This is a genomic window from Corynebacterium tuberculostearicum (assembly GCF_032821615.1).
In the GTDB taxonomy this organism is placed as follows: Bacteria; Actinomycetota; Actinomycetes; order Mycobacteriales; family Mycobacteriaceae; genus Corynebacterium; species Corynebacterium tuberculostearicum_H.
Genome location: NZ_JAVBIF010000015.1, coordinates 40,638 through 46,821, shown reverse-complemented (window position 1 = coordinate 46,821; position 6,184 = coordinate 40,638). Strand labels below are relative to the sequence as shown.

Annotated in this window: 5 protein-coding genes; 2 read left to right on the top strand and 3 right to left on the bottom strand. The window is 60.3% G+C overall.

The window, feature by feature from the left end; translation table 11 throughout:
• Window positions 1-446: 446 nt before the first annotated feature.
• Together trhO and RAE09_RS09825 are read right to left on the bottom strand one after the other, a co-directional pair.
• Complete coding sequence (gene trhO, locus RAE09_RS09830) at window positions 447-1,388, bottom strand: oxygen-dependent tRNA uridine(34) hydroxylase TrhO (protein ID WP_086588352.1); 942 nt, start codon at window positions 1,386-1,388, stop codon at window positions 447-449.
• A 112-nt stretch (window positions 1,389-1,500) separates the two neighbouring features.
• Window positions 1,501-2,997, bottom strand: coding sequence for a DUF1846 domain-containing protein (locus RAE09_RS09825; protein ID WP_316981588.1), 1,497 nt, complete (start codon window positions 2,995-2,997; stop codon window positions 1,501-1,503).
• A 127-nt stretch (window positions 2,998-3,124) separates the two neighbouring features.
• On the opposite strand from RAE09_RS09825, the gene RAE09_RS09820 reads away from it, so the two are divergent.
• Window positions 3,125-3,940, top strand: a complete 816-nt coding sequence (locus RAE09_RS09820; RefSeq protein WP_316981587.1) for an Fpg/Nei family DNA glycosylase — start codon at window positions 3,125-3,127, stop codon at window positions 3,938-3,940.
• A gap of 18 nt (window positions 3,941-3,958) precedes the next feature.
• Complete coding sequence (locus tag RAE09_RS09815) at window positions 3,959-5,536, top strand: bifunctional ADP-dependent NAD(P)H-hydrate dehydratase/NAD(P)H-hydrate epimerase (protein WP_316981586.1); 1,578 nt, start codon at window positions 3,959-3,961, stop codon at window positions 5,534-5,536.
• A 6-nt stretch (window positions 5,537-5,542) separates the two neighbouring features.
• On the opposite strand, the gene RAE09_RS09810 is transcribed toward RAE09_RS09815, so the two are convergent.
• Window positions 5,543-6,184 (bottom strand): ABC transporter ATP-binding protein, encoded by a 642-nt coding sequence (locus tag RAE09_RS09810; protein ID WP_316981585.1) that lies wholly within the window; start codon window positions 6,182-6,184, stop codon window positions 5,543-5,545.

Here is a 6,184-nt window from a genome sequence, read left to right as displayed (position 1 = left end):
GGAAGACCTAGCCGCCTAGACACTAAGAGTAAAGATAGCCGACCGGGTAAAATCCCAGTCGGCTAGCAGCCATGCCCGAAAACAACACGACCAAACAACCCCGCAGAGAGAATCCGCCCCCGATTTCTCCACCCTCGAGGTTGACAACCTATATAGGAACACCCCCCTTCATCTTAAAACTGAGCATAAAATTAAACTCCTCAAGTCGAATGTGAAAGCCTTCGGCCCGCCTGCCACCGATACGTGCGATCCTGCAACGCAGCGGTCAAAGCCGGAACCTATAAAAATCAACATACTTGAAAGTAATTTGCAGCAAGTAAAATGGCGGTAAAACTCTATTAACTTTTTAGTTAACGCTCAGCCCACCCTGCGGCGAAGCAAAGCATCTGCCGAGCGTTGCCTCTCCCGATCTCACGCCTGTTTCGACAGCACTTGGCAGTTTCTAATCAAGACCTCGAATTTTGATCGGCGAATTTTGCTGCTACCTCGGCGCAATCTGGCCGGCCGCAGTGCTGCGTTTCTACATGTTGGATGCAGTCATCACAGATGAGCACCTGCTGGCGGCAGGTATCTTCATTGATGCAATTGTGGAAGGTATTCGTGCCCTTACCGCAGTGCACGCAGTGGCCCAGCTGAATGAAGCCTGGGTCTTGCAGTCCCTGGCCAAACTCGTGGTGCATGCGCTTGTCAAAGACATACATGGAGCCTTCCCACAGGCCATCATTGCCGTACTTTTCGCCATAGCGCACGATGCCGCCATCGATCTGGTAGACCTCTTTGAAGCCGCGGTTCTTCATCAACGAGGACAGGATCTCGCAGCGAATGCCACCGGTGCAGTAGGACACCACCGGCTTATCCTTCATCCAGTCATACTTGCCGGACTCGATTTCCTCGATGAAATCATGCGTGGTTTTCACATCGGGCACGACGGCATTTTTGAACTTGCCAATCTCCGCTTCCATGGCGTTGCGGCCGTCAAAGAAGACGACCTCCTCGCCACGTTCTTCTACCAGCTTATTTACCTCTTCTGGCTTGAGGTGCACGCCGCCGCCAACGACGCCGTTTTCATCCACCTTCAACTCGCCCGGCGCGCCAAAGGCCACGATTTCATCGCGCACCTTGACCGAAAGCCGCGGGAAGTCATCCGCGCCGCCTTCGGACCACTTAAACTGCATGCGCTTAAAGCCGGGGTATTCCTTGGTCTGGCGGACATAGCGCTTGCAGGCTTCCATATCGCCGCCAACGGTGCCGTTGATGCCGTGCTCGGAAATGAGGATGCGCCCCTTGAGCCCCAGGGACTCGCACAGGGTGCGCTGCCACAGCATGATTGCGGTGGGATCTTCGATGGGGGTAAAGCAGTAATATAGGAGAACTTTGCCAATAGTCACGCCCTAATCTTAGGCCCGCAGCTGCGCAGATCCCCAATCTTGTAGCTCTCCCTTATATGACTGCGGCCCCTCCAGCACAAGCTGAAAGGGCCGACTCTCTAATACGCAGAACCTAGCGCTTCTGGTACAGCGCCTTCTTGCGGGCAAAGACTGGGTCAGAGGTCACGAGCACGCCAAGGTTGCGGAAGATTCCCTCATCCACAGAACCCAGGATGGTGGTGGTGTGGACGTCGCAACCAGCAAGTTCCTTGATCTGCTCCAGCGCCTTGCGGGCATTGTCATCCTTCGCCGCAGACACGGACAAGGCGATCAGCACCTCGTCGGTATGCAGGCGTGGATTCTTGGAACCCAAGTGCTTGGTCTTGAGCGTTTGAATCGGCTCGATGGACTCGGGCGACAGCAGGTGGATATCGTCATCGATGCCCGCCAGGTGCTTCAGCGCGTTGAGCAACATCGCCGCCGAGCAGCCCAGCAGGGGCGCGGTGCGGCCGGTGATTATGGTGCCGTCGTGCAGCTGCATAGCGGAGGCGGGTTCACCGGTTTCTTCCGCGCGCTGGCGCGCAGGCGCCACCACGGGCCGATCTTCTACCTTGATGCCGGCCTTGGCCATGATGACGGCGGCTCGCTCGGACTGCTCGGTGCCCAAGCCGGCACGCGCCTCTTCCACCTGCGCCTTGAAGTAGCGGCGGATGATTTCTTGTTGGGCGGCGGCACGGCACACGGCGTCATCAGTAATGCAGAATCCGGCCATGTTCACGCCCATGTCCGTTGGAGACTGGTATGGGGTGGTGCCGGTGAGCTTTTCCAAAAGCGTGCGTAGCAGCGGGAATGCTTCCACATCGCGGTTGTAGTTCACGGTGGATTCGCCGTGGGCGGACAGGTGGAAGTGGTCAATAATATTGGAATCGTTGAGGTCCACCGTGGCGGCCTCATAGGCCAAGTTCACGGGGTGTTCCAGGGGGAGATTCCAGATAGGGAAAGTTTCAAACTTGGCGTAGCCGGCATTATTGCCGCGCTGGTGCTCGTGGTAGACCTGCGAAAGCGCAGTAGCCAGCTTGCCGGAGCCAGGGCCCGGCGCGGTGACCACGACGAGGTCGCGGGAGGTTTCCGCAAACTCATTGCGGCCAAAGCCCTCTTCGGACACGATAAGATCCGTATTGGTGGGGTATCCAGGGATAACGCGGTGGCGCGCCACCTTGAGGCCGAGGCGCTCTGCCTTGTCGATGAAGGCTTCCGCCTGGGAGTTGCCTTCCTCCAGCTGGGTCATGACGATGTTTTCTACCAAGAATCCGCGGCTGCGGAATACGTCCACCAGGCGCAGCAGGTCATCTTCATAAAGAATGCCCAGGTCCGCGCGCACCTTCTGGCGGGAGATGTCCTTCGCATTGATGCAAATGAGGATCTCTACGTCCTCTTTGATGCGCTCCAGCATCGCGATTTTATTGTCCGGAGTGAATCCGGGCAGCACGCGGGAGGCGTGCATATCGTCAAAAAGCTTGCCGCCCATCTCCAAGTAGAGTTTGCCGCCGATTTCCTCGCGGCGGGCGTGGATGTGCTTCGACTGCAGCTCGATGTATTTCTCGCGGTCAAAGCCGATTTTTTGCGTCATGATTTGAAAGCCTTCCCCTGAGTTAAATCATTCCGCATTTCGAGTTTACGCTATTGTCACCCCGTAAATAAGTGAGCAGGTTAGCGCCCGGTTTTGCCGAAAATTCTTCCCGATTAGACTGGATTCCATGCCTGAAGGTCACGTCATTCACCGCCTAGCTAATAAATTCAACGCCGATTTTCGCGGCATGCCGCTGCGCGTGACCAGTCCGCAGGGTCGCTTCGCAGCGGAGGCGGAGCTTCTCGATGGCGAGCGCATCGAGCTGGCAGAGACCTACGGCAAGCACCTTTTCGTGCACTTTAGCGCCCAGGATCCGCGCCATATCCTCTATATTCACTTAGGCCTGATTGGCAAGCTGCGCTTCGAGCCCCGCGCGGAAGTAGGCGGACAGATCCGGGTGCGCATTGATAATGGCGCCGAGGCCGCTAACCTGCGCGGGCCGCAGTTTTGCCGCCTGCTCACTGAAGAGGAATTCCGCGCCCAGCTAGCCAAGGTAGGCCAAGACCCGCTGCGCACGGACGCTGACGTGGAGGCGCTCTGGGCCAAAGTGCATAAATCGCGGCGCAGCATCGGCTCCCTCATGATGGATCAGCACCTTTATGCCGGCGTGGGCAATATCTACCGGGCGGAGACCCTCTTTCGCCACGGCCTCTCCCCTTTCCTGCCTGGCCGCGACGTTTCCCGTGAAACCTTTGACGCCACGTGGACCGACCTAGTGGATCTGATGGAGTACGGGGTGCAACACGGCCGCATTGATACGGTGCGGCCCGAGCATTCCCCCGAAGCCATGGGGCGCGAACCGCGTAAAGACGACCATGGCGGGGAGGTTTATGTCTATCGCCGCGCCGGTTTGCCCTGCTATGTGTGCGGCACCCCAGTGGCGGAAAGAGTCATGGAGGGACGCAACCTATTCTGGTGTCCGACCTGCCAGCCGGCTCCTTAAAGGCCTATCCTGGCGGGCATGCGATATGCCTATAGCGTTACTGCCGTCCGCGCGGCGGAGCGTTCCCTTCTAGCCCAGCAGAACTTTGACGATGAGCTCATGCGTTTGGCCGCACGAGGCGTGGCGGCCACGGCCGCGAGCATGCTCGGCTCTTATCGGCGCGTAACTATCCTTGTCGGGCCAGGCGGAAACGGCGGCGATGGCCTCTATGCTGGCGCTTTCTTGGCGGAGGAAGGCTATTCAGTAGTGGCTATCCTCGCGGCGGATGCCGCACACGAACCCGCGCTAGACGCATTTGCCGCGGCCGGCGGAACCAGTGCGCACGGCCTAGGAGACGCCGATCTGCTTATCGACGCCGTCGCCGGCCTCGCCTCCACCCGCGGCCTTTCCGGTGCCCCATTGAGGGCCTATACCGAGGCCAAGGAGCGTGGGGTGCCGGTATTAGCGGTGGACATTCCTTCGGGAATTAGCGCCGATACCGGCGTAGCCGCAGCCGATGCCGTAGAGGCAGACGTGACCATTAGCTTTGGCTGGGCTCGTGCCGGACATATCTTTGCCCCGGCATGCGGTGCGGTGGTGCTCTGCGATCTGCTACTGCCCGGCGCCGCGCGCTCCTTTGCAGAAGAGCTTTCCGCTACCGCGGAGCCGGTGGGCTATATCGCCAATGAACCCACTATTACCTTGCCCTACCAGTGGCCGACTGAGCCGGTGCTTTCGGGAGAACAAGGCCTGGTCACCGCCCCGAAGCCGGTGGGCTGCACGGGGCCGATTCTGGATCCGACTCCGGGGGCGACAAACACCAAGTACACCGGCGGGGTGACCGCGGTCTGTGCTGGCAGCAGCGCCTATCCCGGCGCGGGCATCCTCGCCGCCACGGGAGCGGTGCGCGCCACGCCGTCCATGGTTCGCGTCGTGGGCAATGACTCCGTGGTCACGAGCCTGCCGGAGGTAGTGCCTCATGCCAGTGCCCAAGAAAAAGTCCACGCCCAAGCCTGGGTCGTAGGCCCTGGGCGAGGCACCGGACCGGAGGCGGCCGCGGAATTGCGCGCCGTGCTAGAACGCGGGCTGCCCACCATTATCGACGCCGATGCGCTGACCGTGCTCTCGACCGACGGCGATCTACGCGAACTCGTGCGCGATCATCCCTGCGCCGTCCTGACCCCGCATGCCGGGGAGTTTGCGCGGCTCTACGCGGCAACTCTCGGCCGCGAACTTGATCTTTCGGAGGGGCTCGGGGTGCGCCTGCGAGAGCTTTCCGATGCCCTCGACTGCTTCATCCTGCACAAGGGCCGGATCACCACGGTCACGGCCCCAGGCCAGAAGATTTATGGCATGAACGCAGGGCATTCCTACGCGGCCACCGCCGGTTCTGGTGACGTGCTCTCTGGCATCCTCGGAGCGACGCTCGCGCAACTGGATGCCGCCGAGGCGGATGTGGAGGCGATAATTATGGAAATCCTGCACGCGGCAGCCATCCACCAACACGCGGCGGCCATTGCCGCCCACACCCCGGACGGCTTTGGGATTTGCTCCGCCTCCCAGATTGCCGCATCCGTGCCGCAGGCAATCGCACGGCTACTCCTCATGCAGCGCTAGCTGAGGCTAGCTGAGCGCAGAAACCTTCTCCTGCTCAGAGACGTGGCCATCCTTGACCTCCACCACGCGGTCAACGAAGTTCAGCAGGGAGCGGTCGTGGGTCACCAGCACGGTGGCGGTGTTCATCTCCTGGGTGACATCGCGCAAGAGGCGGATGATTTCCTGCGAGAGGTGGGAATCGAGCGCGGAGGTGGGCTCATCGGCCAAGAGCAGGTCCGGCTGCTCCATGAGCGCTCGGGCGATATTGACGCGCTGGCGCTGGCCACCGGATAACTGACCCATGCGGCGGTTTCCCATCCCCGCTAGGCCAACAAACTCCAATAGCTCATCAGCGCGCTGTGGGCGCAGCTTGCGGCCAGCGATATGGTCCATGATCACCAACTGGTCGCGCACATTGAGCGAAGACAGCAGGTTGGCCTGCTGGAAGATGATGGAGCGGGTACCGTCCACGTGCACGGATCCGGAGTCTGGGGTGATGAGGCCTGCGGCTACGGACAGCAACGTGGACTTGCCGGACCCGGACTCACCCACGATGGCGGTAAGGGTAGTGGATTCGGCGATGAGGGAGGCGTCGGCAAGCGCGGTGGTCGTAGTCTCACCGTCCTGGTAGGTCACGGTGGCGTTGCGGATATCAAGAATGGTGGACAT

Bases quoted from the DNA above. Each gene is read 5' to 3' on its own strand.
- RAE09_RS09825 (WP_316981588.1), bottom strand. From the start codon at position 2,997: ATGACGCAAAAAATCGGCTTTGACCGCGAGAAATACATCGAGCTGCAG.
- RAE09_RS09820 (WP_316981587.1), top strand. From the start codon at position 3,125: ATGCCTGAAGGTCACGTCATTCACCGCCTAGCTAATAAATTCAACGCC.
- RAE09_RS09815 (WP_316981586.1), top strand. From the start codon at position 3,959: ATGCGATATGCCTATAGCGTTACTGCCGTCCGCGCGGCGGAGCGTTCC.
- RAE09_RS09810 (WP_316981585.1), bottom strand. From the start codon at position 6,184: ATGTCCACCATTCTTGATATCCGCAACGCCACCGTGACCTACCAGGAC.